Below are 24,990 nucleotides of genomic sequence, written 5' to 3'. Positions count from 1 at the left end.
CGATGACGGAGTTGGACTGCCCGACTACTGCGCGGCCCGCGCCTCGACTTCAGCCAGCAGCGTACAGAGCGCTACCGCCTCCGCCGCCTCGCGCACCGCATCGAGCTTCGGGAAGGTCGGCGCGATCCGCAGGGTCCGGTCGTGCGGATCCTTGCCGTAGGGATGCGTCGCGCCGGCCGGGGTCAGCGCGATCCCCGCTTCGCCCGCGAGCCGGACCACCTGCGAGGCGGTGCCATCAGCGACATCGAGCGTGATGAAGTAGCCGCCGAGCGGCCGGCTCCAGTGCGCAACCTCCCAACCGTCGAGACGGGCGGCGAACGCCTCTTCCACCGCGGCAAATTTCGGGGCGATCAGGGCGCGGTGGCGCTCCATATGCGCGGCGATCCCGGCGGCGTCGCGCAGGAAGCGGACGTGGCGGAGCTGGTTGAGCTTGTCCGGCCCGATGCTGCGGCGCCCGGCCTGGGCGAGATACCATTTCACGTTGGCGGGCGAGGCGGCGAGCATCGCGAGACCGGCGCCGGCCAGCGTCACCTTCGAGGTCGAGCCGAACACGATCGGCCGGTCCGGGTTTCCGGCCTCGGCGCAGGCCTCCAGAATGTTGACGAGCGCCGGCCGCGCCTCGGTGAGGTGATGCACCGCGTAGGCGTTGTCCCACAGGATGCGGAAATCGGGCGCCGCCGCATTCAGCGAAGCCAGCCGCCGGACGGTTTCGTCGGAATAGGTCTCGCCGCTCGGGTTCGAGTACTGCGGCACGCACCAGATGCCCTTCACCGAAGGGTCGGCGGCCTCGCGCTCGACCGCCGCCATGTCCGGCCCCTCCCCCGTCATCGGGATCGGGATCATGCGGATGCCGAAGCCCTCGCACAGGGCGAAGTGGCGGTCATAGCCCGGGACGGGGCAGAGGATCGTGATCGGCTCCTGCTTCGACCACGGCCCCGCGCCGCCGGGCACGCCCTTCAGCAGGGCGTAGACGAGCACATCGTGCATCAGCGCGAGGCTCGAATTGTTGGCGATCACGATCTGCTCGGGCGGCGCGCCGAGTACCGGCGCGAACAGCGCGCGGGTCTCGGGCAGACCCGGGAGGTTGCCGTAATTGCGCGCGTCGGTGCCGTCCTCGGCGGTGGTGTCGCGGTTGCCGGGCAGCGCCAGCATCTCGGCGGCGAGGTCGAGCTGATCGTAGGCGGGCTTGCCGCGGGTCATGTCGAGCTTGAGCCCCTGCGCTTTCAGGGCTTCGTACTCGCCGCGCAGGCTGGAGCGCAGCTCCGACAGCGCTTCGGGCGACAGGGTGGACAGCGACGGCATGGGATTCCTCGTGGCGGTGCCGAGCCCGCGTTCGAACCTGCGGCGCGCGCGCGGTCAAGGCCATCCCACCGGAAAGGCGTGGGCGAGCGCCACGGCACCCCACTGTGGCACATCTGTCACGTGTGCAGGTGCGAAATGATCAAACTCCTAACGCGGGACGAAGCGCGAGCTTGGCTTTAACGCGCCGTTAACCATTCCGAACAAAAAGCTAAATCCGTCAAATGATGGAGGAAGCGGAAGGCAGGAGCGTCTCGCGACAGCGAATACGCTCCCAAACCGCAATCCAAAAGCATTCGACAGCCCTCAACAGTTCAATCGGCCATGGCGGCGCGCGAGGACACTCGCGCCTGACGCAATGGTCTTGGACATCTTCGAGCACAGACGATGTATATCGTTGTCGACGAGCGGCAAAGCGTGACCGACCACTACGTCGCCGGCTTCGGCGCCGAGGGCGTGAAGGCGCAGGGGTTGGCCATCGGGTCGATGAAGGATTGGCTCGACGCGGCGCCGCGGATCGACGTCGAGGCGATAGACGGCTTCCTGATCGGGGATTGCGCGGACCGCGCCTCCTGCACCGTGGCGATCCGTTCGCTCAGCCGGGCGCCGATCATCGCCCTCAACGAGACCCGCTCCCTGGAGCAGACGCTGGCGCTGTTCACCGTCGGTATCGACGACGTGGTGCGCAAGCCCGTCCATGTCCGCGAAATCATCGCTCGCGCCACCGCGATCCGTCGCCGGACCGGCCGGGGCGTCGAGCCGGCGCCGGCCCCCGACCGGGCGGGCCGCCTCAAGGTCTACACCGACGGCCGCGACCCCGAGATCGACGGCGCCTGCCTGATCCTGCCCCGGCGCGAGCGCCACATCCTCGAATATCTCTCGAAGAACCGCGGCCGGCAGGTGACCAAGGGCCAGATTTTCACGGCGGTCTACGGCGACCTCGACACCAGCGTCGAGGAGAGCGTGGTCGAGGGCCATATCAGCAAGCTGCGCAAGAAGCTGCGGATGCGGCTCGGCTACGACCCGATCGAGGCCAAGCGGATGGCAGGCTACACCTTCGTCGGCTGAAGAATCCGCACACGATGCGTCCATGAAAAAGGCCGCGCTCGGTGAGAGCGCGGCCTTTTTCTACGCCGGGAAGTATCCCAGCCGCGCGAGCGGCTGGGACGTCTTAGCTTAGCGGAACAGCGACAGAACGTTCTGGCTGCCCGAGTTGGCGATCGAGAGCGCCTGCACAGCAAGCTGCTGCTGCGTCTGGAGCGCCTTCAGCTTGGTCGACTCCTCCTCGATGTCGGCATCGACCAGGATGCCGACGGTGCGGTCGTTGGCCTTCATCAGCGTGTCGACGAAGGTCTTCTGACCGTCGATCTGGGTCTTGTTGGCGCCGAGCTTGGTCCCGGCATCGGTCACCTTGGCGAGAGCCTTCTCGACCTGGGTGATGATGTTCTGCAGAGCCGTGTCGCCGGCCGTACCGGTGAGGTTGGAGATGTTAATCGAGCTGATCGAGAAGCCCGTCGTGGCATCCGCGGTGTCGAGGATGCCCTTGCCGGCCGTCGTGCCCGCCGCCGTGCCCGAGCCGGTCGACGCGGCCGACACCGGGGCCGTCTGGCCGGCCGTAAAGCCGAAGGACGTCACATCGGCGCCGCCCACGGTAATCGGAAGGGTCGAGCTGCTCGTGAGCGTCAACTTGTTGTCGGCCCCGAAGGCGATCCGGGCGGTGTTGCCGGCCGCCGTCAGCTGCGCATTGATCAACCGCGCAGTGTCGCTACCATTGACAGCACCGCTACCGGTCGAAGTCGGGGAGGCGAGTCCACCGTAAAGGGCAGCGGTGAGCGTGACAGTCGTCGCTCTGTTCCCGTCATTGACCGTGATGACCTTATCAGCCGTCAGGTCCACCGTGGTGAAATTCGTTCCCGCCTTCACCGTAGGCGTGGCCGAGATCGCGCTGAAGCCGACATCGACGAGCGCGTTGGTGCCGCTCGCGTTGATGTTCTTGACCGAGATCTGAGCATCGGTCCCCGAGCCCGTCGCCGTGCTCGTGAAGGTGAGGCGTCCGGAGGCGTCCAGCGAAGCGGCGACCTTTCCGCTCAGCGGCGTTGTGGCGGTGTCGGCCGTGATCTGGTTGTTGATGGCGGCGAGGAACTCGTCCGTCGTCACCCGCGTCAGATCTCTGGCGGCAGAGGCCATCGTCGCACTGTTGATGACGATGTCCGCCGTGGAACCGTCACCGAGGCTGAGCGTGAAGGCAACCTCGTTGGCCCCGTTGAAATTCGCGGTCCCGCGGTTGGCGACGACGGCATCGCCCGGACGGAATGCGGCGGTCCCGGTGAGAGACGTCTGGGCGAACACTTGGCCGCTGGTTGCGGCGGTTGTGACGCTGCTTGCGTTGACGTCGTACAGCTTGATCGCATTGACGTCGACATTGATCTTGGAGAAGGTCACCGCGCCGCCGCCAGCGCGAGAGAAGCCGGCGATCACGCTCTGCGTCGCCTGATAGGCGGTGTTCGTCGCCGTGGAATCGACGGAGAGCCAGTTCTGGCCCGACGAGTTCGACGAGTCGGCCGTCGCCTTCATCTTGCTCTGGATGGCCGCGATCTCGGTCTGGACCTTCGAGCGATCGACACCCGGCTGCAGGGCCGTCTGCAGCTTGGCGCGCAGGTTCTGCATGTCGGACAGGATCGAGTTGAGGCCGTTATAGGCGGTGTCGACCGCCGAGGAACCGAGGCCGAGCGAATCCTTCACGGCAGACAGGGAGGCGTTGTCGGTGCGCACGGTCGTGGCGATCGACCAGTAGGCGGCGTTGTCGGCGGCGGTCGAGACGCGCTGGCCGGTCGAGACGCGGTTCGAGGTGGCGTCGAGCTGGCTGTTGATGCCCTTGAGCGTCGTCAGCGCCGTCATGGCGGAGATGTTGGTGAGCAGGCTGGTCACGGATCAGACTTCCGGCAAAAGAGGGGGGACGGTTCTCAGGACCGGACTCGCACCGGTGCGGCCACACGACCCTATCGAGAGGGCCGCGGCGAGCCCCTGAAGGCTCGTTTCGCCGCGCATCACACCTCCGGACTCACACCGGATCAACGGACCGACATCATGTCCATGAACCCGTCGGAGGGTTCACCCGCTGGCCTCTTCTCGAAGGCGGCTCCGCATGGTTGCGGAAGGCGCCTCGCGATGGGCCGACAATGGCGGTAGCCCGTTACGAAGCGATTAAGCGACCCTGCCCCGCATCGTCCCGCCCCATGCCCTCAACAGGTCGGCCTCGTGCCTGTGGAGAACAGGCTAAACGACCGCCGGCTCACCCTCGAAGGCGACGCCCACGAAATCTCCGCGGCGCCAGCACAGCCGGGCATTCATCGTGCGCAGGTCATGCGCGGCGATCACGAGGGAAAACGTCTCCGGCAGGACATGCTCGGGGGCGACGCGGATCTTGGCGCCCCGAAGCGAGAGGTCGCGCACGGTGCAGGCGATCAGGCGTTCGGGGCCGAGGACGATGCGGCCCTGCTGGACGACGCGGTGACGCTTGCCCGCCCGTTCGACGGGCGCTGCGGCTTCCGGCGAAACACTTTCCCGCGGATCGGCCATGCTCGCTCCCCGGCGCCCTTTCCCTTCGGCTTAACGAGCACCCGCGGCACTGTCGATGAGACAGGACGCCCCTTTGCGGGGCATCGTTAACCGGACGTCAAGCATATTTGTAGACGGATCATGAACGATGACGCTGTCGCCCCCGGGGCACGCGCCGCGAAGACGTTTCGCGCGGCGCCTCGGGATTACCTGCCGAGACCTCCATGACGTCCGATTCCGCACGGCGATCCTCCCTCGGCACCGTCGCACGCCTGCCGGCGCGGCCGGTGGCGGGAAGCATCGCGGCCCGCCGTGCTCGTGAGGCAGCCGGCGAACGCACCGTGCTGGCAAGCCTCGTCCTGCTCGCCCTCACCGCCAGCGGGTTCGCCGGTTACGCCATCGCGACGGGAACGCACGAGTATGCGGTGCAGGCGGTTCTGCCCGCCGGCACGGCGCCCTTCGCTTGGAAGAAGACCGTGGCGCAGGGGCGCCTGGCCGACCCCGATTTCGATCCCGTCACCACCGGCTCTCTGCCCGACCGGCCCGTCGCGGCAACCGCCGGCCTTCAGGGCCCGGCGGAGTCGCCGGCCCTGCCGCCCGCGGGCGCCTACGCCCTGCGCGGGGTCGCCGACGGCATCGCGACCCTCGAGAACCGGGAGGGACAGCGCAAAGCCGCGCTCGGCAGCGTACTGCCCGGCGCGGGCCGCGTCCTGTCGATCCGCCGGACCGGCGCGGGCTGGGTCGTGATCACGACCGAGACGATCATCGGCCCGGTGGCGCCGTGACGCGACCGGCCGAAGGCGGGCAAGCCTGGGACAAGGGAGCCGCCCTAAGCATCGGCCCGAAAGGTGGCGACCGGCTTTCGGAAAAAGACGATGCAAACGAAGCATCGGATCCTGCTCGCACCGCCGAGCCGTTGGTCGCCCCCCTCCCGCGCTCCCGCTCAGGCGCCCGCCCGTGACCGACACCCTCACCAGCTACCGGCTGATCGCCAAGGATCTCCCCGCCTCCCTTTCCCGGAAGGCGGCCGAGCCGACGGTTGCCCGGGAGACCGCCTATTACGAGGCGCATATCGGCGGGGTGAAATCGGTCGACGATCTGCTCGGCGACCAGCGTCTCTACGCCTACGCCATGAAGGCTTACGGCCTGGAGGAGATGACCTACGCCAAGGCGTTCATGCGCAAGGTGCTGGAGGAAGGCGCTGCCAGCGCGGCGAGCTTCGCCAACCGCCTGGCGGACGACCGCTACACCGCCTTTGCCAAGGCGTTCAGCTTCGGCCAGGGCGTCACCGCCACGGGTGCCGACCCCACGCGCTTCGGTGAGCCCGCCCGCGCCGCCTCGCTCAGCGCGCCGAAGCTCCTGGCCGATACCTACGATTTCAGCGGCCGGGCCGAGGCGAGCTTCCTCGTGGAGTCCCGGCTCGACGCCACGACGACGCAATCGGTCACGATCCGGCTCAACGCGCAAACCCTGGCCGGTCGGGTGGACAATCCCGCAAAGGTGACGCCGTCGGAGATCGCCGCAGCGGTGGCGGCGCAGATCGAGGCGTCCGCCCTCAAGGGCAAGGTGCAGGCGGGGCTTGCCGCCGACGGGAGCCTGTTCTTCGAGACCACCGCACTGACCGATCTCGGCGCCGACGGCGCTTACGGCGGCACGGGCCGGGACGCCGACACGCTGGTGAACGCGGGCGGGCCGAACCGCACCCTGACGATCCGGAATGCCCCGCTCTCTGCCGATCGGACCGTCGTCGATGTCGGCTTCGGCACGGATCTGGGGCCCGACACGATGGCCCAGACCGTGACCCAGGCCTATCTGCGCGAGTCGCTGGAGGGCGATGCGGGCGACGCCGATACGGGCGTGCGCCTCGCGCTCTACTTCGCCCGCAAGGCATCGACGCTCACAAGCGCCTACGACATCCTCGGCGACGCGGCGCTGAGCCAAGTGGCCAACACCGTGATCGGCCTGCCGGCGACGAGCGGCGCGGCCACGAGCGAGGCCCTGGCCAAGCGGGCCCAACTGATCGCCGGCAAGATCGACATCGCGAGCTTCCGCGACCCTGCCAAGCTCGACGCCTTCGTGCGGCGCTTCGCGGCGATCTGGGACGCGCAGAACAACACCGCCAGCGCACCCATCCTTGCACTGTTCACCGGCACGGGCAGCCTCGACGCCGACACGCTCCAGAGCGTGCAGACGGCGCGGATCGGAGCTTAAGGGCCATGCAGAGCAGCCTCTACGTCGCCCTGTCGAGCCAGATCGCCCTCGAAAAGCGCCTGACCACGACCGCCAACAACGTCGCCAACATGGCCACCGTGGGCTTCCGGGCGGAGGAAGTCAGCTTCTCGGAACTGCTCGCCCGCTCGAACCGCGGCGAGGTCGCCTTCGTGGGCCCCGGCAAGAACACCATCTCGCGGGCTGCCGGCCCGACGACGAAGACGGATTCCACCCTGGATGTCGCCGTGCAGGGCGATGCGTGGCTCGGCGTGAAGGGCCCGAAGGGCGACACGCTCTACACCCGCGACGGGCGCCTGACGATGGACGCCAACGGGCAGCTGCGCACGGTGGGCGGCCTGCCGGTGGTCGATCCCGGCGGCGGCCCCCTGCTGCTCGATCCCCAGGCCGGGCCGCCGAAGATCGGCCGCGACGGCAGCATCCACCAGGGCGTGAACCAAGTCGGCGCGCTCGGCCTGTTCAGCATCGACCCAAAGGCGACGCTGACGCGCGCGGGCGAGAATGCCGTCGCCGCGAGCCTGCCCGCCCGGCCGGTCCAGGACTTCACCCGCATCGGCTTGGTGCAGGGCTACGTCGAGGGTGCCAACGTTAACCCGATCCTGGAGATGACCAAGCTCATCGCGATCCAGCGCGCCTTCGAGAGCGCGGCAACGATGACCTCGGAGGCCGACACGACCCTCACCGGCGCCGTCAAGACGCTGGGACCGCAGGGCTGATGCGATGACCCTCAACGCGATCGAGCGCCTGGAACGGGCGATGGAGGCCGGGCGCCGCGACCTGCCGCTGGTGCGGGTCGCTGGTCCCGTGCGCGAGGTGACCGCCAACGCGGCGCGGGTCGCGGGCGTCTCCGCCTTCGTGCGGCTCGGCGACCGCATGGGTTTCTCCGCTGACGGCCGCATGCAGGTCGGCGAGGTGGTCCGCATCGATGCGGCCGGCGCCACCGTGAAGCCGTTCGAGAGCCGGATCGAGGCCGGCATCGGCAGCCTCGCCCACCGCATCGGCCCGGCGCAGCTGCGCCCGGACCCGCGCTGGAAGGGCCGGGTGATCGACGCGCTCGGCCGCCCCGTCGATGGGCTCGGCCCCCTGGCCGAGGGTCCCGCCAGCGTTCCGCTCGATGCCGACCCGCCCGCCGCGATGACCCGCGCGCGGGTGAAGACGCCGCTGCCCACGGGGGTGCGGGCGATCGACCTGTTCACGCCGCTCTGCGCCGGCCAGCGCATCGGCATCTTCGCCGGCTCCGGCGTCGGCAAATCGACCCTGCTGGCGATGCTGGCCGGCGCTCAGGGCTTCGACAGCGTCGTGGTCGCGCTGGTCGGCGAGCGCGGGCGCGAAGTGCGCGAGTTCCTCGAAGGGCCGATCGCCGCCGCCCGCGACCGTGCCGTGATCGTGGTCTCGACCGGCGACGAGAGCCCGATGATGCGTCGCCAAGCGCCGAAGGTGGCGCTGGCGGTGGCCGAATCCTTCCGCGACCGCGGGGAGTCGGTGCTGCTGATCGTCGATTCCGTGACGCGCTACGCCCACGCCGCCCGCGACGTGGCGCTCGCCGCGGGCGAGCCGGCGGTGGCGCGCGGCTACCCGCCGAGCGTCTTCTCGGACCTGCCGCGGCTCTTGGAGCGCGCCGGCCCCGGCGCGGAGGGCACGGGTACGATCACCGGCATCTTCTCGGTGCTGGTCGATGGCGACGACCACAACGACCCAGTCGCCGATTCGATCCGCGGCACCCTCGACGGCCACGTGGTGCTCGACCGCGCCATCGCCGAGCAGGGCCGCTACCCGGCGATCGAGCTGCTCGGCTCGATCTCGCGCCTCGCGGGCGAGGTCTGGACCGGGGACCAGCGCGAGCTGGTGCGCAAGCTCAAGAGCATGATGGCCCGCTTCGAGGAGACGCGGGATCTGCGCCTGATGGGCGGCTACCGCGCCGGCAGCGATCCCGACCTCGACCAGGCCGTGAGCCTCGTGCCGCGGATCTACGAGGCGTTGCGCCAGGAGCCGGGCCAGCCGCCGAGCCGCGACGCCTTCCTCGAACTCGCCCAATCCCTGCGGGGATGAGGATGACTTTGCCTTTCGATGACCCGGCGGACGCAGCCAAGTCTATGCAGGCTGCGAAAACTTGCCTGCGCCGCCCCGCCTTCGCGGGGGCAGACGACGAAGCGCCGAACGCATCGCCGTCTGTGATCGACCACGCCTTCAGCCCCGCGCAAGCGACACCGTGTCCAGTGCGCAAGAATTCGAAAGTCAACGAGGTGTTCGCATGAGTCTCATCGGCGTGCTCCGCACCGGCGTTTCCGGAATGAACGCTCAATCCAACCGTATCTCCACGGTGGCCGAGAACATTCAGAACGCCAGCACCACCGGCTACAAGCGCACTTCGGCCGAGTTCTCGTCGCTGCTGCTCGATTCCGGTGACGTCGGCAACTACAACTCGGGCGCGGTCGAGACCACGTTGCGCCGTTCGGTGAGCGAAGGCGGCCCCATCGCCTCGACCAATTCCGACAAGGATCTCGCGATCCAGGGCAACGGCTTCTTCGTGGTGAGCGACGCCGCCGGCGCGCCCTTCATGACGCGGGCCGGCAACTTCGTGGTCGATGGCAAGACCGGCAACCTCGTCAATGCCGGCGGCTTCACCCTGATGGGCTACAGCCTCGCCAACGGCACCCCGAACCCCGTCCTCAACGGCGTGGCCGACCTCAAGCCGGTCAATGTCAGCGTGATGGGCCAGGAGGCGCGTCCCTCCACCGCCGCCACGGTCAGCGGCAACCTCTCCTTTGAGACGCCGGTCTACGATTCGACGGCGACGGGTGCCCTCGGCTACTCGAAGAAGAACTCGCTCAAGGTCTACGACAATGTCGGTCGGCCGGTGACGCTCGACGTCCAGATGACCAAGACCGCCGCCAACGCGTGGACGGTCTCCTTCTTCGACCCGGCGACACCGGCCATACCCGTCGGCACGAGCAACGTGACCTTCGACGGCAACGGCAAGGTCAACGGCGGCGGATCGGCGTTCGTGGACGTGCCCAACGGCCGCCGCATCACGGTGGATCTGGGCGGCCTCACGCAGCTCTCCGGCGACCACAACCTCTCCGGCACCGCCAACGGCTCGTCGCCCACCTCGGTCAGCGGAACGGCCTTCGGCGAGGACGGCACCGTCTACGCGGTCTATTCCGACGGTACCCGCAAGGCCGCGTTCAAGGTGCCGCTGGCGGATGTGGCGAGCCCCGACAACCTCGCGCCGCGGGCGGGCAACGTCTTCACGACGAGCGCGGAATCCGGCGACATCCAGGTCGGCTTCGCCGGCCAGGGCGGGCGCGGCATCCTGAAGGCCGGCGCGCTCGAACAGTCCAACGTCGATGTCAGCACCGAGCTGACCACGATGATCGAGTCGCAGACGGTCTACACCGCCAATTCCAAGGTGTTCATGACCGGCAACGAGCTGCTCGAAACTCTGATGAACCTGAAGCGCTGACGCGGACCATCGTCGCATCCGGGGGCGCCGGCCCGACACCGGCGCCCCCGTCTCGTATCGCGTCCCAGGAACCGACCGATGGGTCTCACCCTCGCGCTCAACACCGCGCGCGCCTCGCTGCTCGCAAACTCGAACCAGATCGCCGTCTCCGCGCGCAACGTCGCGGGAGCGAACGATCCCGGCTATTCGCGCAAGATCGCGACGCTGGTCGCCGGCAGCGCGGGCGGCGCCACGGTGACGATCACCCGCTCGGGCGACCCGGCGCTCTATGCCCGTACGCTCAACGCCTCGTCCGACGCCGCCCGCAGCGACGCCCTTCTCACCGGGCTGACGAAGCTCGCGCAGACCGTCGGCGACACCGAGGACCCGACCGCGCCGGCCGCGCGCCTCACGGCGCTCCAGGCGGCGCTCCAGGCGGCCGCCAACCAGCCCGACAACGCGCAGCTCGCCCGTGACGCGGTCGAGTCGGCCAAGGCCCTGGCGGGAAGCCTGAACCAGGCGGCGGACGCGATCCACGCCGTGCGGGCGGAGGCCGACGCCGGCATCAACGCTTCGGTCAACCGCATCAACGACCTTCTCGTCCGGTTCGATGCCGCCAACCGCGCCGTCACCAAGGCCACGGCCCTGGGCGGCGACGCCACCGACGCGCTGGACGACCGCGACCGCATCCTGAGCGCGCTGTCCCAGGAGATCGGCGTGACGGCCGTGGCCCGCGAGGGCGGCGACATGGCGCTCTACACCGATGGCGGCGTGACCCTGTTCGAGCGCGGCCCCCGCTCGGTCGCATTCTCGGCCACCCCCGTCTTTGCCGCGGGCACCGTCGGCGGCGGCGTGACGATCGACGGCGTGCCGGTGACCGGGGCCGCCTCGCCGATGCCGCTCGGCTCCGGGCGGATCGCCGGGCTCGCAGCCCTGCGCGACGGTGCGGCGGTCCGTTACGAGGCGCAGCTCGACGCCCTGGCCGGCGGCCTGATCGACGCCTTCGCCGAGACCGACTTCTCGTTGATCGATGAGGGTCCGCGGGCCGGCCTGTTCACCGCGGGCGGCCGCGCGCTCCTACCCGCGGGCGCCGGACGCAGCGGCCTCGCGGCCTCGATTTCGGTCAACGCGGCGGTCGATCCGGCCCGGGGCGGCTCGGTTACCCTGCTGCGCAGCGGCGGCATGAACGGCAGCGACTACATCGACCCTGCGGCGGGCGGCGACGCGGCCTATGCGGGCCGCCTTCGCGGCCTTCTCACCGGGCTGTCGGCGGCCCGGCCCGTCGATCCGTCGCTGGGCCTCGGCACCTCCGCCGGCCTGCCCGATCTCGCCGCGGCCTCCGCGGGGTGGCTCGAAGCGCAGCGCAAGGACGCCTCGACCGACGCCTCCTACCAGAGGACCCTTCTGACACGCGCCAATGAGGCGCTCTCGAACGTCGCGGGCGTGAACGGCGACGACGAGACCGCCCTCGCCCTGCAGTTGGAGCGCTCCTACAGCGCGTCGGCCAAGCTCCTCTCGGTCGTCAACGACCTCCTCAAGACCCTATTCGACGCGGTGCGGTGATACGGCCATGATGACGACCGGCTTCATCTCGAGCCTCAACCTCTGGAATGCGCCGCGCACCGGCGCCTCACGGCTCCAAACCGAGCTCGCCGCCGCGACCAAGGAGATCGCCACCGGCCGCTTCGCCGATGTCGGCGCGACGCTCGGCGGCGGTGTCGCCGGGGCCTTCAGCCTGCGGCGGCAGAGCGCCGTGCTGGCCTCGCTGACGCAGAGCAACACCGCGGCCACGTCCCGGCTCGCGGCGACGCAGGGCGCGCTCAACGAGATTCGCTCGGCCGCCGACGCGACGCTCAACGAGCTCACCGCGCTCCCCGCCAACCAGCGTGCGAAGACGCTCGTGACCTCCGCCCCCGGCCGCCTCGCGGCGCTGGCGGGGGCACTCAACACCAGCGCGAACGGTCAGTTCGTGTTCGGCGGCACGAACAGCGGCACGGCACCGCTGACACCCTACGAGGGCAGCCCGATCTCCGCCGCCAAGACGGCGGTCGATGACCTCTTCACGAATTTCTTCAACGTCGCGCCGGGCTCTGCGGCGGCCTCCGAGATCACGCAGAACCAGCTCAAGGTCTTCCTCGACGGACCGCTCACCGGCCTGTTCACCGAGGTGAACTGGGGCCGGACATGGTCGGGCGCGTCGAGCCGAACCCTCGACAGCCAGATCTCGCTCACCGAGACCGTCACCACTTCGGTCACCGCCAACGCCGAGCCTTTCCGCAAACTCGGCATGGCCTACGTCATCGCCTCGGGGCTCGGACTGTCCGGCCTCTCGCAGGAGGCGCAGAACGTGGCGACGAGCAAGGTCATGGAGCTTCTGGGCCAAGTCAGCGGGAGCCTCACGACGGTGCAGGCCGATCTCGGCCGCGCCCAGAGCCAGATCACGGAGGCGAACACGCGCATGGCCAAGCAGACCGCGCTGCTGACCGGACAGATCCGGGATCTGGAGAGCGTCGATCCCGCCGAAGCCAAGAGCCGGGTCGATGCCATCACGACCCAGATGCAGATGTCCTACGGGCTGACCGCGCAGTTGCGCAGCCTCAGCCTGATCAACTTCATCTCCTGAACGCCCGCTTTTTTGAAACCGAGTACGGAGCGTCGGCCCCGATGTACCGCCTGTCCTATGCCGAGATCATGGAAGACGCGCCCGACCTCGGTCGCGAGCGCGAGCGCGACGCCTTCGACCGGGCGCTCAGCCAACTCCGCACGGCCGAAGCGCGGGGATCCGCAGCCGGTTCGGCGCGGAGCGCCGCGGTCGGCTCGATCCAGGATCTCTGGAACGTGCTGATCGCCGACCTGCTCGACCCCGAAAACGCCTTGCCCGAGGGCCTGCGCTCCGACCTCGTGGCGATCGGCCTGTGGAACATGCGCGAGGCCGGCGAGGTGCTCAGCGCACCCGAGCGCAGCCTCGCGGCCTTGATCGAGGTCAACACCTCGATCCGCGACGGATTGCAGTAGGGGGCGGGCCATGACGCGCGAAACCGGCCGGGCCGCGGCCCGCACCATGCACCTGAGCCTGAAAGCGGGCGAGCGCGTCTACATCAACGGCGCGGTGGTGCGCGTCGATCGCAAGGTCGCGCTCGAACTGATGAACGACGCCACCTTCCTGCTGGAGGGCCATGTCCTCCAGGCGGAGGAGGCGACGACGCCCCTGCGCCAGCTCTACTTCGCGGCGCAGACCATGCTGATCGCCCCGGCCCAAGCCGGCCCGGCGCGGTCGCTCTATGGCCGGATCGAGGACGGCATCCTCGCCGTGACGACCGAGCCGGCGATCCGGGACGGGCTGACGGCGGCGCACGCCCTCGTCGAGGCGGGCCGGGCCTTCGAGGCGCTCAAACTGATCCGCGGCCTCTACGCGACGGAGTCCACTTTGCTCGGCCCCTCGGCTCCCCTCCCCGAGGTACCACCCGCCGCCCTCGTGCCATCCGCCCGCTCCGGCCAACGCCGCCGGCCGCGGACCCGGCCGGCCCTCTCCTCCGACAAGGCCTGAACTTCTATGGACGTCAGCAGCACCGGCACGAATACCGGCACCACCAGCACGACCACCGCTGCGGCGGCGAAGGCGGCGACCTCGGTCGCCTCCAAGATGAACGCCGACACCTTCCTGACGCTGCTGATGGCCCAGCTTCAGAACCAGGATCCGACGAAGCCGATGGACTCGACGGAATATGTCGGCCAGCTCGCCACCTTCTCGCAGGTCGAGCAGGCCACCAAGACCAACCAGAAGCTCGACTCGCTGCTGACCTCGAGCTTCCTGAATCAGGCGGACGCGATCATCGGGCGGAACCTCACCTCGGCGGACGGCCTGACGTCCGGCACGGTACAGTCGGTGCGGGTCACCGGCGACGGCGTGATGGCCAAGCTCACCGACGGCCGCGAGATGCTGCTCGCCTCCGGCATCTCGATCAGCTAGAGCATCAGCCTGAAAGGCGGCCGCCGGCCGTCGGAAAAGTTGATGGAAAACAAGGGCCTAACGCATCGGCTCGAGCGGTGGGTTTCGGCCTTCGGAAAAAAGACGATGCGCCCTCTGAAGGCCGTCCCATGAACGAGGTCGACGCCCTCGAACTCGTCCGCTCCGCGATCTGGACGGTGCTGGTCGCCGCCGGCCCCTCCGTCGGCGCGGCGATGCTGGTCGGCATCGCGGTCGCCCTGCTTCAGGCGCTGACGCAGATCCAGGAGGTGACGCTCACCTTCGTCCCGAAGATCGTCGCGATCCTCCTGGTGATGCTGGTGACCGGCACCTTCGTCGGCTCGCAGATCTACGCCTTCGCCGAGATGACCTACGGCCGGATCGCGACGGGGTTCTGAGGCCAAGCCGCGTCATCAGAACCGTGTCCCGCCCGAGAAACGGAAGGCCTGCGTCTGGTCCTTGCCGACCCGGCCGTAATAGGTGCCGTCCGCCCCGTAGACACGGGTGCCCTCGTCCTTGGTGAGCGCGTAGGCATAATCGAAGCGGATCGGCCCGAGCGGCGAGTTCCACAGGATCGAGGCGCCGATGGAGGAGCGGATCGTCGCCTTGTCGCGCACGTTCACGCATTCGGGCTCCACGCTGATCGCGCCGGCGCTGTAGCTGCAGGCGCCGGTCGGGCTGGTGCCGTTGATGAAGCCGTCGCCGTTCACATCGAAGCTGCGCTTGCCCTTGTATCCGAACAGCGTGCCCGCATCGGAGAACAGGGCGCCCTTCAGGCCGAGATCCTTCGGGATGCCGGGCAGCGGGAACTGCACCTCCAGCGTGCCGCCGAAATAGGTCGAGCCGCCGAGTGCGTTGGAGCGCGCGTCGCCGGTGCCGACGTCGCGCGGGCCGATCCCGTTGACGGCAAAACCGCGCACCAGCGACGGACCGAGAAAGAACTGGTCTGTGACGCGCAAGGGGTTGCCGTCGGTCGCTCCCATATGGCCGCCCTGGAACTTGACGAAGCCGACCACGTCCTCGCCGAATTCCCGGTAGGCCCGGGCCTCGCCCGTCACCCGGTAGAAGTTCGAATCGCCTCCGAGACCGGCGATCTCGGGCTTCAGCTCCGCGTAGAAGCCGTTCTTCGGTGCCTGCAGGTTGTCGAGCGTGGAATAGGCCAGGGTCGCGCCGACGAGCGAGGTCAGCGTCGAGCCCTGCGCCGACTTGATGGCGATCGAGGCCTCGCCGTCATAGGTGCAGGCGGGATAGGCCGCCTGTCCCGCGGCATTGACCGCAGTGTAGCCGCTGATGGGGCTCGAACAGTCGTTGTAGGGTTGGCTCAGCGTATTCGGCACCTTCAGGTCGGTGTTGTAGATCGAGTAGCGGAAGGTGACACCGAACTCATCCGTCACCGGCAGGCCGAGACGCAGTTGCGTGCCGACGACCGTGGTCTCGTAGCGCGAGTACCGCGCGAGGTTGCTGTACTTGTAGAAGCCGTCGAGGCCGGCCGCCATACGGTAGCCGAGGAAGTACGGCTCGGTGAAAGAGAGATCGACACCGCGGGCATACTCGCCCGCCTGCACCGCAAGTCGGACATACTGGCCGCGGCCGAGGAAGTTCGACTCGGAGACCGAGACCTCGCCGATGATGCCGTCCTGGGTGGAGTAGCCGCCCGCCACCGAGAACGAGCCCGTGGGCTGATCCTCGACGTCGATGTTGACCACCACCCGGTCCGGCGCGGAACCGGGCTCGTTGGAGAAGCGCACCTTCTTGAAGAAGCCCAGTCCGTTCAGCCGGCGCTCGGCGCGGTCCACCAGCACGCGGTTGTAGGCATCGCCCTCGGTCAGATCGAGCTCGCGGCGGATGACGTAGTCGCGGGTGCGGGTGTTGCCGCGGATGTTGATGCGCTCGACGTAGACGCGCGGTCCGTCCTCGACGACGAAGCCGAGGGCGACCTGATGGGTGGCGCGGTCGCGCTGGCCGGTGGGACGCACCTGGGCGAAGGGGTAGCCCTGGCGGTTGACCTCGTTGGTGACGCCGACGAGCGTCTTCTCGACATCCTCGGCGTTGTAGACGTCGCCGACCTGGGCGCGGATCTGTCCGTCGAGGGCCTCGCGGTCGATGCCGGCGATGCGCGGATCCACGGCCACCGCGCCGACGGTATACTGCTCGCCTTCCTCGACGGTGACGTTGATGACCCAGCCGGCATCCTCACCGGTCTCGACGTAGCGGGCGTCGGCGTTGACGACGCGGAAGTCGGCGTAGCCGTTCTTGAGGTAGTACCGGCGAACGATGTCGAGGTCGGCGGAGATGCGGTCGGGATCGTAGACGTCGGAGGTCTTGATGAACGAGAGGAAGTTCGTCTCGGACGAGGACATCAGCCCCTTGAGGGTCGATTCCGAGTAGGCGCTGTTGCCGATGAAATGGATCTCGCGGATGCCGGTCTTGTCGCCCTCGTCGATGGCGAAGACGACGTCGGAGCGTCCGCTGGGCAGGTCGACGAGGCGGTAGCTGACCTTGGCGGTGCCGCGGCCCGAACGCTTGTAAACGTCGCGGATGCGCTCGACATCCGCCGCGACCTGGGTGGGATCGAGGGGCGCGGCGCCCCGCGTGACGATGGCGGCTTCGAGCGTCGCCTTCTCGACCTTCTTGTTGCCCTCGAAGACGACACGGCCGGTCACGGCCTTCTCCCGCACCCGTACCAGCGTCCGGTCGCCGTCACGGGTCACCGAAACGTCCGAGAAGTAGCCGCTCGCCAGCAACTCGCGCCGCGCGTCGGCCGGGGCGTTCTCGACGATGGCGCGGATCACCGCCGCATCGACCCGGCGGTTCCCCTCGATGGTGAGTTCGGCAGCCTGCGCTTCAGCGGCCAGGGGCGCAAACGCCGCTGCGAGGAAAAGGCAACGGCGGAAACAAGAGGATCGGGGCACGGACAGGCTCAGGCAGGCCGGAGCGACCGCGCTCCTCACGCGATATTCGTGGGAATTTTTCACACGTCAACGCGGCAAGCCCCGTCGGCGTGCGGCGGAGCACCCAGCTCAACGGAGCCGAGACGGACAGGCTTGACGGTAGGGGAAACGGTTGGGACCGGGCGGAGGAAGCTGTCGAGACTTGACCGCCCGGTCCCGCGCGAAGGCCTCGACCTTGGGAAGGACAAAAGCTTCGACAGAGAAGACCTTAGCACTCAGAGCGGACAACGGCAGCACCCGATTCGATGCCCTGCCATGCGGCGGATGACGGCAGGCTTCGAGAGTCACGGTTAAGAGCGTCTGCTGAACCCTCGCCTACCCTTGCCCGCGGGCACCCATCCCCACGCAAGCTTGTCGCGCCACAACCGCCTCGACCTTGAGGGAATCGGTTCACGTCATGGCGGTGAGCGAAGCGCTCGTCCTGGAAAAGCGGTCGCGGCGCGACTTCGGCTTTGCGGCCGGCATCGTCGCGATCCTGGCGGTGCTGTTCCTGCCGGTACCGGCGGTGCTGATCGATGTCGGGCTCGCCTTCTCGATCGCGCTGTCGGTGCTGATCCTGATGGTGGCGCTCTGGATTCAGAAGCCGCTCGAATTCTCCGCCTTTCCCACCGTGCTGCTGATCGCGACGCTGCTGCGGCTGGCGCTCGGCATCGCGACGACGCGGCTGATCCTGGCCAACGGCCAGAAGGGCGTGGACGCCGCCGGCCACGTCATCCAGGGCTTCTCGCAATTCGTGATGAGCGGCGATTTCGTCATCGGAATCGTCGTCTTCGTGATCCTCATCACGGTCAACTTCCTCGTCATCACCAAGGGTGCGACCCGTATCGCGGAGGTGGGCGCCCGCTTCACCCTCGACGCCATCCCCGGCAAGCAGATGGCGATCGACGCCGATCTCAATGCCGGGCTGATCGACGACAAGGAGGCGCAGCGCCGCCGCCGGGAGTTGGAGGAGGAGTCGGCCTTCTTCGGCTCGATGGACGGCGCCTCGAAATTCGTGCGCGGCGAGGCGGTGGCCTCGCTCATCGTCATCTTCGTCAACGTGTTCGGCGGCGTCATCATCGGCACCACCCGCCACGGGATGCCGCTCGGCCAGGCCGCCGACGTCTTCGTCAAGCTGTCCGTCGGCGACGGCCTCGTCTCGCAGATCCCGGCCCTGATCGTCTCGCTGGCGGCCGGCCTCCTCGTCTCCAAAGGCGGCACCCGCGGCGCGACCGAGGAAGCCGTGCTCGGCCAGCTCAGCGCCTATCCCCGCGCGCTGATCGTCGCCGCCGCCTTGATGCTGATGTTCGCCATCGTCCCCGGCCTGCCGTTCCTGCCCTTCGTCACGCTCGCGGGCCTGATGGGCTTCGTGGCGATCACCATTCCGAGGCGCCAAGCGGCCCGGGCCGCCGCCGCGGCAGCCCAGGTGAAGCGCGAGGAGGAGAGCAAGCAGGCCGAGACCAAGGAATCGGTCAAGGAGCAGCTGCGCACGCCGGAGATCGAGCTCTGCCTCGGCCGTCAGGTCGCCGCGCAGATCCAGGGCAACCACGCCGAACTGCACCACCGGGTCGCCAAGATGCGCCGCAAGTTCGCACGCCAGTACGGCTTCGTTGTGCCCGACATCAAGCTCACCGACAGCCTCAACCTGCCGCCCAAGACCTACCAGATCCGCATCCACGGCACGGTCGCCGCGACCCAGGAGATGCGGCCCGGCGAGCTGCTCGTCGTCGTCGGCGACGGTCCGCGCCCCGATGTGCCGTCCGAGGAGGTGCGCGAGCCCGCCTTCGGCATGAAGGCACTGTGGATCGTCGACGCCTATGCCGGCGAAGTCCGCCGCTCCGGCTTCGAGGCGATCGACGGCGCCTCGGTGCTGCTCACCCACCTCTCCGAGGTGATCCGCAACAACCTGCCCCAGTTCCTGTCCTACAAGGACATGCGGGCGCTGCTCGACCGGCTCGACCCCGAATACAAGCGGCTGATCGACGAGATCTGTCCCTCGCAGATCTCGCATTCGGGCCTCCAGGCGGTGCTGAAGCTGCTGCTCTCCGAGCGCGTCTCGATCCGCAACCTACACCTGATCCTGGAGGCGGTGGCCGAGATCAGCCCGCATGCCCGCCGCGCCGAGCAGATCGCCGAGCACGTGCGGATGCGCGTCGCCCAGCAGATCTGCGGCGATCTGGCCGAGGACGGGGTGCTGCACGTGCTGCGGCTCGGCGCCAACTGGGATCTCACCTTCCACCAGAGCCTGAAGCGCGACGCCAAGGGCGAAGTCATCGAGTTCGACATCGACCCGCGCCTCGTGGAGCAGTTCGGCCTTGAGGCCGGCGAGGCGATCCGCGAGCGGATGCGGCAGGTCCACGGATTCGCCCTCGTCACCGCCCCCGACGCCCGGCCCTACGTGCGGATGATTATCGAGCGGATCTTCCCGACCCTGCCGGTGCTCTCGCATCTGGAAATCGCCCGCGGCGTCGAGTTGAAATCACTGGGCACGATCTCGTGATTCCGGGCTTCGGCAGCCTGTTCGGCGGCGAGGCCTTCCTTGGCGTCTTCCTGATCTTCTGCCGGATCGGCGGCTGCCTCCTGATCGTGCCCGGCTTCTCCAGCCCGCGCGTGCCGGCGCAGGTGCGGCTCCTCATCGCCGGCGGCGTCTCGCTCGCCGTCACGCCGCTGCTGCTGCCGCTGTTCCAGACCAAGCTCTCGGGCCAGGCGCCGACCGAGACGCTAACCTGGGTCGCCAGCGAGACGATCACCGGGCTGCTCATCGGCCTGCTCGGGCGCATCTTCATCTTCGTGCTGGAAACCGTGATGAACGCGGTCTCGACCATGGTCGGCTTCGGCTCGATGCCGGGCACGCCGGTCGAGGGGACCGACGCCATCCCTGCGGTCGAATCACTGATCGTCTTCGCCGCGGTCGCGCTGATGTTCGCCGCCGACCTGCACTGGGAGCTGTTTCGCGGCCTTGTCGATTCCTACGGCCGCATCCCGCCGGGCGAGGGCTTCGGGACGCAGACTGCACTGGTGCGTATCGCCGACCAGATCGGCGAAGCCTTCACCCTCGCCCTGCGGATCGCCGCCCCCTTCATCATCTACGCGGTGGCGGTGAACCTCGCGGCGGGCTTCGTGAACAAGCTCACGCCGACGATTCCGGTCTACTTCGTCGCCACGCCCTTCGTGATGTTCGGTGCGCTGCTGCTGCTCTATTACCTGTCGAGCGAGTTCATGACGCAGTTCCTCTCCGGCTACGTCGCTTGGCTTCGCAAAGGCTGAGCATCATGTCCGCCGCCGACATCGCCAAGCGCCTGAAGCGCGCCGAGCGCCTCACCGCCGTGCAGGAGCAGATGCGCCGCGCCGCCGAGTGGCAGCTCGCCGAGACCCGGCGCAATGCCGAGGCGGTCGAGGCGGACCGGGCGGCCTTGCTCGCGGCGGTCGGGTCCTCGGCGCACGGCCACCTGTTCCTGGAAGCCGCCAACCGCCGCCTGCGCGGGCTCGCCGCGCGGGCGACCGAACTCGAACGCATCGCTGCCTCCCAGGCGGACGACGTGCGCGAGCAGGGCCTTGCGCAGAAGCGCGCGGAGCTGAGCGCCGAGCGGATCGAGACGCTGCTCGGCCGGGAACGCGACCGGATCGACGCGATGGAGCGGCTCGACGGCCTCGCCCAGCGCCGCGATGCAAGCCTCCCGTAAGCCAGCGGATCTAGGATCGATCCATCCTCAGCGGCGTGCGCCCGGTTCGCGCCGCATCAAGGTTTGACGGCGCGATGAGCATCACCCCCCCTTCCGACATCGTGATGGACGTGGCGCGCGCCGCCGACCCAGCCCGCTATCAGGAAGCCGCGGCCAAGCTGTCGCAGCCCGGCGACCCGGCCGCCTTCGCCAGCGCCGCCGACGAGGCCGCGCGCGAGGTGGGCCTGACCACGCACATGCCCCTCGACGTCCACGGGGCGCTGACGGGCCTGAAGAACGAGACCGCCCGGACCGGCTCCGCCGACCCCTACCGGAAGTTCGAGGGGCAGGTGATCCAGCAATTCGTCGAGGCGATGCTGCCCAAGGCCGAGACCGTCTTCGGCAAGGGCAATGCCGGCGGCATCTGGAAGTCGATGCTCGCCGAGCAGCTCGGCCAGCAGATCGCGCAGACCGGCGGCATCGGCATCGCCCGCATGCTGAACGCCGCCCGCCCCGCCAACACCCCGGTCACGCCCACGGGCACCGGCGTCGCGGGTAAGGTCTGACCCTCATGCTCCTCGAATCCCTGAAGCGGCTGGAGGCCACCGTCGAGGCCGAGACCGAGGCGCTCCATGCCAACACGGCCCTCGATCTCGACGCGGTCAACCGGGCCAAGAGCCGGAGCCTCCTCGAACTCACGCGGCTGGCACGCGGCCTCGACGTCGCGACCCTCGACGCCGAGACCGGGATCGTGCTGGCGCGCCTGCGCGACAAGCTGATCCGCAATCAGGAGGCCGTCGCCCTGCATCTGCGGGCGGTGGAGGAGGTTGGCGAGACGCTGCAGGCCAGCCTTCAGGCCGCCGAGTCCGACGGCACCTATTCGGCCCGCTTGTCCGCACATTTGGGACGCGATTGAGCCATGCGCGTCCTCGTCTCCGGCCTGTGGATCTGCGCCGTCACCATCGCCTCCTGCTACGCGGCGGTGACTTTCGGCGGCGGGTTCTTCTCGAAATCGACCGAGCCCTATCTCGAAGGGCTGCAATATCAGAAGCTCGCGCCCATCAACATTCCGATGGTCGCCGAGGGCAAGGTGCAGGGTTACGTCATCGCCGTGCTGGTCTTCACCGCCGACGCCAAGCTGATGCACACGCTCCCCGTCGCCCCCAACGCCTTCGTGGTCGACGAGGCCTTCCGCCAGATCTACGGCGACACCACGATCGATTTCCGCAAGCTCGCCCGCTACGATATCAACAGCCGGCTGGCCCAGATCCGCGCCCGGGTGAACGAGCGCCTCGGCTCCGACGTGGTGAAGGACGTGCTGGTCGACGAGCTGAACTTCGTGGCCAAGCGCGAGGTGCGCTCGTAACCGCGCACGGGATCGCTCCGCTCGCCGTGACCGGTTGAACTGACCGCCGCGTCGAACTTGCGGTCGGCGTTGACCGCGCTCAGGCGGCCGCTCATCCTGCCGCCGTCATGACCTGCTTCACCGGCCTCTCCGCCTTTCCGATCACCCCCGCCGCCCCCGACGGACACGTGGATACGGCGGCGTTGCGTGCGCTGGTCGCCCCGCTCGCCGCCGCGGGCGTGGACTCGGTCGGGCTGCTCGGCAGCACCGGCACCTACGCCTACCTCTCCCGCGCGGAGCGCCGCCGGGCGCTCGATGCGGCTCTCGACGAGGCCGGTGGCCGGGTGCCGGTCATCGTCGGAATCGGGGCTTTGCGCACCGACGAGGCCGTGGCCTTGGCGCAGGACGCGCGGGCGGCGGGTGCCGCCGCCGGGCTCCTGGCCGCCGTCTCCTACACACCGCTAACCGACGAGGAGGTGTTCGAGCATTTCTCCGCGGTCGCGACGCAGGGCGGCCTGCCGATCTGCATCTACGACAATCCCGGCACCACGCATTTCCGGTTCACGCCCTCGCTGGTCGGGCGGCTGGCGCAGGTGCCCGGCATCCGCGCGCTCAAGAGCCTAGCGCCGGATTCCGACGCGGTGGCCGGCCAGCTCGACGCTCTGCGCCGGGCGGTACCGGCCGAGTTCCAGCTTGGCTTCAGCGGCGATTGGAACGCGGCCGAGGCGCTGCTGGCCGGCGGCGAGGCTTGGTACAGCGTCGCGGCCGGGCTGTTTCCGGAACCCTGCCTCGCGATCCTGCAGGCCGCTCAAGCCGGCGAGACCGCGCGGGCACGCGCCCTGAACGCGCGGATGCAGCCGCTCTGGGACCTGTTCAAGGAATTCTCAGGCCTGCGGGTCACTTACGCGGCCGCCCGCCATCTCGGCCTGTGCCGAACCGATCCGCCCCGGCCGATCCTGCCGCTGCCCGAGCCCGTCCGGAATCGGGTGGCCGAGGTCGTGGACCGGCTCGCGCTCGCCTGATCCGGCCGCAGCGGGACACTCGCGCTCGTGCGTCCTTAAAGGTCGATTCACGCAGAACTGTTTGACTCACTCCCAGAGTAAGTTCTGCGTAATCGAGTGCCATGCCCCCATCGGTCGCCGGCGCGCCGGACCTATCCGGCCTCATCGAGCTCTCGCGCGATCCCGCGCTGGACCTGAAGCCCGTGATCCTGCGGGTGCAGACCGACCTGTTCCTGGCCGCTCCGGTCCATGACCGGGCGATCCTCAGGGAGTTCGAATCCCTCGCCGCGGGGCTGATCCCGACGGTGGACGAGGAGACGGCGCGCATCGTCGCCGAGAAGCTCGAGGGATGCCCCGACGTCCCGGACGGCGTGCGCGCCGCGCTCGAAGCCCGCGGCTTTCCCATCGCGCTGCCGCCGGAGCCCGAGACGGAAGCGGAAGCCGACCGGGCGCTCGCCGAAAATCCCGGCGCGCTGATCGGCACCCGCGTGCTTGACCGCCTGCTCGCCCGCGCCCGGACCGACGCGGATCTCGCCCGGATCCTGCTCGGCCGGCCCGAGATCCCGCCCGCCGACCTCGCGCCGCTCTGGCTCTATGCCGGTCCGGAGCAACGCAGCGCGATCACCCAGGCCGTCGAGGCCACCGCCGCCCTCCGCCCCTGCCCGCCGGCCCCCCGCGCGCTCGCGACGAGTCTCGTCGAGCATTCCCATTCCCGCGACGTGCAGGCCTTCATCACCGCGCTCGGCCAGGGGCTCGGCCTGCCGCCGAACTATCTCGGCGCCGCCGTCGATCCGGTCGCCCGCTACGACCTGCTGACGCTTGCATTGCGCGCGGCGGATCTGCGCGAGGGCGAAGCGGTCTTCGTCTTCCTTACGCTCAACGACAGCGTCGCGCGCTCGGTCGATCGGGTGTTCTCCCTCGTCACGCTGTTTCGCGAGACGAGCAGGGCCACCGCCCGCGACCTGCTCTGCGCGATCTTCGGCGTGCCCGTGATGGAGCGCGCCGCGGGCGAGCACCAGCCCCTGCACGGCCCCGAAGCCAAGCGCGGCAGCATCGCGGCCGAGCGCCTGCGCACAGTGCTCCCGACGCGCCTGCGCCGGACGAGCTGACGCCGCACTTGCACGCGAGAGCATCGCCCTGGATATCGGATCCAGGACGATGCTCTCGGCACTTGTTTTTGCATCACCTTTTTCCGAAAGCCGGCAACCACCTTTCGGGCCGATGCTCTAACCCGCGAGCGGGAGGCAGTGCCGGCCTTCGCGATCGCCGATGTCGACGATCCAGAAATCGGAATCGAAGCGGGTCCCCCGCGCGCTGCGTTCCTCGACTGTCGGGGCCGGGGCGGCGGTGCGGAGCGGCCGTCATCGGCGCTCCCCCGCGTCATCCGCCTCCCCCAGCGCCTGCGGGCTCGGGCCGTGAGGGTGGGCGCGGCCTCCCGATCGCGGGTTAGCGCATCGTCCCGAAAGGTGGTTGCCGGCTTTCGGAAAAAGGTGATGCACAAACAAGTGCCGAGAGCATCGTCCTGGATCCGATATCCAGGGCGATGCTCTCGCGTGC

The 24,990-nt window shown here is 69.0% G+C and carries 24 protein-coding genes and 1 pseudogene; 20 read left to right on the top strand and 5 right to left on the bottom strand.

Annotated elements, in window-relative coordinates; genetic code table 11:
• Positions 1 to 24: 24 nt before the first annotated feature.
• On the bottom strand, positions 25 to 1,302 hold the full coding sequence (locus MKK50_RS17500) for an aspartate aminotransferase type Ic (RefSeq protein ID WP_499024128.1): 1,278 nt from the start codon (positions 1,300 to 1,302) through the stop codon (positions 25 to 27).
• Between the two features lie 384 nt (positions 1,303 to 1,686).
• Between MKK50_RS17500 and MKK50_RS17495 the strand changes: the two genes are divergently transcribed.
• Positions 1,687 to 2,367, top strand: coding sequence for a response regulator transcription factor (locus tag MKK50_RS17495; RefSeq protein ID WP_056194201.1), 681 nt, complete (start codon positions 1,687 to 1,689; stop codon positions 2,365 to 2,367).
• A gap of 108 nt (positions 2,368 to 2,475) precedes the next feature.
• On the opposite strand, the gene MKK50_RS17490 is transcribed toward MKK50_RS17495, so the two are convergent.
• Both MKK50_RS17490 and MKK50_RS17485 read right to left on the bottom strand, forming a co-directional pair.
• A complete protein-coding gene (locus tag MKK50_RS17490) occupies positions 2,476 to 4,227 on the bottom strand; it encodes a flagellin N-terminal helical domain-containing protein (RefSeq protein WP_253367452.1) in 1,752 nt (583 codons plus the stop codon).
• A 348-nt stretch (positions 4,228 to 4,575) separates the two neighbouring features.
• The gene (locus tag MKK50_RS17485; protein WP_499024125.1) at positions 4,576 to 4,878 is read right to left on the bottom strand and encodes a PilZ domain-containing protein; all 303 of its coding nucleotides are present in this window, start codon (positions 4,876 to 4,878) and stop codon (positions 4,576 to 4,578) included.
• 203 nt (positions 4,879 to 5,081) lie between these two features.
• On the opposite strand from MKK50_RS17485, the gene MKK50_RS17480 reads away from it, so the two are divergent.
• The 11 genes from MKK50_RS17480 (at position 5,082) to fliQ (ending at position 14,893) form a co-directional block, all read left to right on the top strand.
• Positions 5,082 to 5,642, top strand: coding sequence for a hypothetical protein (locus tag MKK50_RS17480; protein ID WP_499024124.1), 561 nt, complete (start codon positions 5,082 to 5,084; stop codon positions 5,640 to 5,642).
• 172 nt (positions 5,643 to 5,814) lie between these two features.
• A complete protein-coding gene (locus tag MKK50_RS17475) occupies positions 5,815 to 7,068 on the top strand; it encodes a DUF1217 domain-containing protein (protein ID WP_499024123.1) in 1,254 nt (417 codons plus the stop codon).
• A gap of 5 nt (positions 7,069 to 7,073) precedes the next feature.
• Positions 7,074 to 7,802, top strand: a complete 729-nt coding sequence (gene flgF / locus MKK50_RS17470; protein WP_499024121.1) for a flagellar basal-body rod protein FlgF — start codon at positions 7,074 to 7,076, stop codon at positions 7,800 to 7,802.
• Positions 7,803 to 7,806: 4 nt separating this feature from the next.
• Positions 7,807 to 9,135 carry a flagellar protein export ATPase FliI gene (gene fliI, locus MKK50_RS17465; RefSeq protein WP_499024120.1) on the top strand — a complete coding sequence of 443 codons (1,329 nt, stop codon included), beginning with the start codon at positions 7,807 to 7,809 and terminating at the stop codon, positions 9,133 to 9,135.
• 202 nt (positions 9,136 to 9,337) lie between these two features.
• Complete coding sequence (locus tag MKK50_RS17460) at positions 9,338 to 10,549, top strand: flagellar hook protein FlgE (protein WP_499024118.1); 1,212 nt, start codon at positions 9,338 to 9,340, stop codon at positions 10,547 to 10,549.
• A 78-nt stretch (positions 10,550 to 10,627) separates the two neighbouring features.
• A complete protein-coding gene (gene flgK / locus MKK50_RS17455) occupies positions 10,628 to 12,091 on the top strand; it encodes a flagellar hook-associated protein FlgK (RefSeq protein WP_499024117.1) in 1,464 nt (487 codons plus the stop codon).
• 10 nt (positions 12,092 to 12,101) lie between these two features.
• Entirely contained in the window at positions 12,102 to 13,151 is a 1,050-nt protein-coding gene (locus tag MKK50_RS17450) for a flagellar hook-associated family protein (protein WP_499024115.1), read from the top strand.
• Positions 13,152 to 13,192: 41 nt separating this feature from the next.
• Positions 13,193 to 13,543, top strand: coding sequence for a flagellar biosynthesis regulator FlaF (flaF, locus tag MKK50_RS17445; RefSeq protein WP_499024113.1), 351 nt, complete (start codon positions 13,193 to 13,195; stop codon positions 13,541 to 13,543).
• Between the two features lie 46 nt (positions 13,544 to 13,589).
• The gene (flbT, locus tag MKK50_RS17440; protein ID WP_437178564.1) at positions 13,590 to 14,075 is read left to right on the top strand and encodes a flagellar biosynthesis repressor FlbT; all 486 of its coding nucleotides are present in this window, start codon (positions 13,590 to 13,592) and stop codon (positions 14,073 to 14,075) included.
• Positions 14,076 to 14,081: 6 nt separating this feature from the next.
• Complete coding sequence (gene flgD, locus MKK50_RS17435; RefSeq protein WP_253367431.1) at positions 14,082 to 14,498, top strand: flagellar hook assembly protein FlgD; 417 nt, start codon at positions 14,082 to 14,084, stop codon at positions 14,496 to 14,498.
• A 128-nt stretch (positions 14,499 to 14,626) separates the two neighbouring features.
• Complete coding sequence (gene fliQ / locus MKK50_RS17430) at positions 14,627 to 14,893, top strand: flagellar biosynthesis protein FliQ (RefSeq protein WP_110350743.1); 267 nt, start codon at positions 14,627 to 14,629, stop codon at positions 14,891 to 14,893.
• Between the two features lie 15 nt (positions 14,894 to 14,908).
• On the opposite strand, the gene bamA is transcribed toward fliQ, so the two are convergent.
• Positions 14,909 to 17,407: an outer membrane protein assembly factor BamA gene (bamA, locus tag MKK50_RS17425; RefSeq protein ID WP_499024110.1), complete on the bottom strand. Its 2,499-nt coding sequence runs from the start codon at positions 17,405 to 17,407 to the stop codon at positions 14,909 to 14,911.
• 436 nt (positions 17,408 to 17,843) lie between these two features.
• Between bamA and flhA the strand changes: the two genes are divergently transcribed.
• From flhA to MKK50_RS17385, 8 genes are all read left to right on the top strand, one after another.
• A complete protein-coding gene (gene flhA / locus MKK50_RS17420) occupies positions 17,844 to 19,925 on the top strand; it encodes a flagellar biosynthesis protein FlhA (RefSeq protein WP_253367429.1) in 2,082 nt (693 codons plus the stop codon).
• Complete coding sequence (gene fliR / locus MKK50_RS17415) at positions 19,922 to 20,692, top strand: flagellar biosynthesis protein FliR (RefSeq protein ID WP_253367427.1); 771 nt, start codon at positions 19,922 to 19,924, stop codon at positions 20,690 to 20,692. The genes flhA and fliR overlap by 4 nt, the downstream gene beginning before the upstream one ends.
• 5 nt (positions 20,693 to 20,697) lie before the next feature.
• A complete protein-coding gene (locus tag MKK50_RS17410) occupies positions 20,698 to 21,108 on the top strand; it encodes a hypothetical protein (RefSeq protein WP_253367426.1) in 411 nt (136 codons plus the stop codon).
• A gap of 74 nt (positions 21,109 to 21,182) precedes the next feature.
• Positions 21,183 to 21,653: a rod-binding protein gene (locus MKK50_RS17405; protein WP_499024108.1), complete on the top strand. Its 471-nt coding sequence runs from the start codon at positions 21,183 to 21,185 to the stop codon at positions 21,651 to 21,653.
• Between the two features lie 5 nt (positions 21,654 to 21,658).
• Complete coding sequence (locus tag MKK50_RS17400) at positions 21,659 to 22,003, top strand: flagellar protein FlgN (RefSeq protein WP_253367422.1); 345 nt, start codon at positions 21,659 to 21,661, stop codon at positions 22,001 to 22,003.
• Between the two features lie 3 nt (positions 22,004 to 22,006).
• A complete protein-coding gene (locus MKK50_RS17395; protein WP_499024107.1) occupies positions 22,007 to 22,453 on the top strand; it encodes a hypothetical protein in 447 nt (148 codons plus the stop codon).
• 107 nt (positions 22,454 to 22,560) lie between these two features.
• Positions 22,561 to 23,454, top strand: coding sequence for a dihydrodipicolinate synthase family protein (locus MKK50_RS17390; RefSeq protein WP_499024106.1), 894 nt, complete (start codon positions 22,561 to 22,563; stop codon positions 23,452 to 23,454).
• Positions 23,455 to 23,555: 101 nt separating this feature from the next.
• Positions 23,556 to 24,542, top strand: coding sequence for a hypothetical protein (locus MKK50_RS17385; RefSeq protein WP_499024105.1), 987 nt, complete (start codon positions 23,556 to 23,558; stop codon positions 24,540 to 24,542).
• Positions 24,543 to 24,659: 117 nt separating this feature from the next.
• On the opposite strand, the pseudogene MKK50_RS17380 reads toward MKK50_RS17385, so the two are convergent.
• Positions 24,660 to 24,731: pseudogene (locus tag MKK50_RS17380) on the bottom strand (DUF1491 family protein); the annotation flags it as partial.
• Positions 24,732 to 24,990 lie beyond the last annotated feature (259 nt).

Origin of the sequence: Methylobacterium sp. J-043, from assembly GCF_022829505.1 — a bacterium.
In the GTDB taxonomy this organism is placed as follows: domain Bacteria; phylum Pseudomonadota; class Alphaproteobacteria; order Rhizobiales; family Beijerinckiaceae; genus Methylobacterium; species Methylobacterium extorquens_A.
Note: the sequence above shows the minus strand (reverse complement) of the source record. Positions and strands in the feature narration are given on the sequence as shown.